General features: G+C 39.9%; 1 protein-coding gene and 1 pseudogene. Both read right to left on the bottom strand.

What is annotated here, in order from left to right:
- A partial coding sequence (locus FFT88_RS25025) for a VirB8/TrbF family protein (protein WP_135406028.1) occupies positions 1–525 on the bottom strand: 525 nt, incomplete at its 3' end.
- 130 nt (positions 526–655) lie between these two features.
- A pseudogene (locus tag FFT88_RS25015) lies at positions 656–1,685 on the bottom strand (conjugal transfer protein); the annotation flags it as partial.

Below are 1,685 nucleotides of genomic sequence, written 5' to 3'. Positions count from 1 at the left end.
GACGGACTTAATTTTCGTTTTAATCTTATAACTGTCTTTCAGTACATTCAGCGGCGAGTTATCCGCACGAATAGCTGTATTGTACTGTGAGAACACTTTGTTATTAGACATGACATTTACCGTATCCAGCATTTCCTGGATAGTCTGCCAGTCGTATGACTCATAGTTAATAACAAACTTCGCAAGATTATATTTTGTTTCTGCCTCCTGATAGGTTTGCTTTGCTCCTGATAATTGCGGTGCAATATCTGTATAGCCCGTATTGTTATCCACACGAATAACAAAAGGAACGGCAGTCTTTAACGGAGACAAAAAAGCGATGGCTGCTGCAAGAGCAATATTGGAAATCAACAGCACAACAGCAATTCGCGTAATAAACTTAGCTTTACCCTGGACAGTTGCTATTTCATTACGCTCAAACTGCTTGACAGCATCAAAAATTTGCTTGTTTTCTTTCTTTATATCAATTTTTTTCTTAGCCGCTTCTTCTTTTGTCTTACCAAAATATTTATTTTTTAAATCCATTACATCGTCCTCGCTTTCACATCCTGAATTGTTGTATTCAATTCATACCATCCGCCCTCCGCTTGTTTAGGTTGAGGCGGTGATGAACAAGAAGAAAGAAAACAGATTAATAAGAGTGCAATAGTTGCTCTCATTTCTTTTGCTCCTTAATACGTTTAATAAATTCAGGAATCCAGACATCGGGTTCATCTGTACCAAGTTCTTCCCTTACTTGTTCACACAGAACAATCCCTTCCGTCGTTCCTGATATAACAGGAAGAAAGTCATCAAAACCGTACAAATCCATTTTTGCAAATGCCGATGAACCAGACTGTTTTATTAACATTGTTCTGGATTCTTTTGATAAAGATTTTAATTTCTTAAATTCTTTTTCAACAAGACCAATCTTTTTATAACCATCAAATTCAGCATCTGGATTAGGCAACAAAATCTTTGTGGCTGTTTGCTGAACAAGAGCCGCAAAAATTGCACAATTAACCGCATCCTCTGGCGACTGACTCGTTAGCCACATCATTTCATTTTTCAGACGTCCAGCTTTTAACGCAGATTTGATCATATCCTGAGTCAGAGGGAAGTTCGCAGGCATCCAGAACTCCTCGACAATAGTAAGCATTAGCTTTCCGTCACGTTGCATAAGCGTTTTATAGAAAAATAAAATCGCCAGCAGAGGTTCGCACGCTGGATGCGTTTCACCATTTACCTTTTCAAGGATAACGGTTGTGTCAAAACCTACCTTTTTATAATCCATCGGATTAAAAGTGTTCTCTGGCGAATCTGTCGCCCAGGAATACGCACCATTTTTACACCATTTAGCAAGTCTGATACGCAGTTCACTATCGTTAACTATCTGGAGCAATGCTGACGTTCGGCGCAACTGGACAGGCATAGTCATAAGACTCTCTACTGCCGCATCCATTTCTATTGCCTGTTGGTCAGAACAGGGGTTCCCCATGTTGTCCCGAACAAATGCCTTTGCCAGCGATTTCAGAAACGCTAACAAACGCTTCCAGATTGGTGATGATTCATCTTCCGCAAGCTGCCACGGATTAAGACCAGTAAAAACACCTTCCTGTAGAGCAAAATAACTACCACCATACGCACGAACGAATAATTCTGTAGAGCGGTTATAGTCAATAACGAACATGTAAGGATCAAAACGC

It is taken from the genome of Escherichia sp. E4930 (assembly GCF_005845405.1).
Taxonomy (GTDB): Bacteria; Pseudomonadota; Gammaproteobacteria; order Enterobacterales; family Enterobacteriaceae; genus Escherichia.
This window is presented reverse-complemented; position numbering and strand designations above follow the sequence as displayed.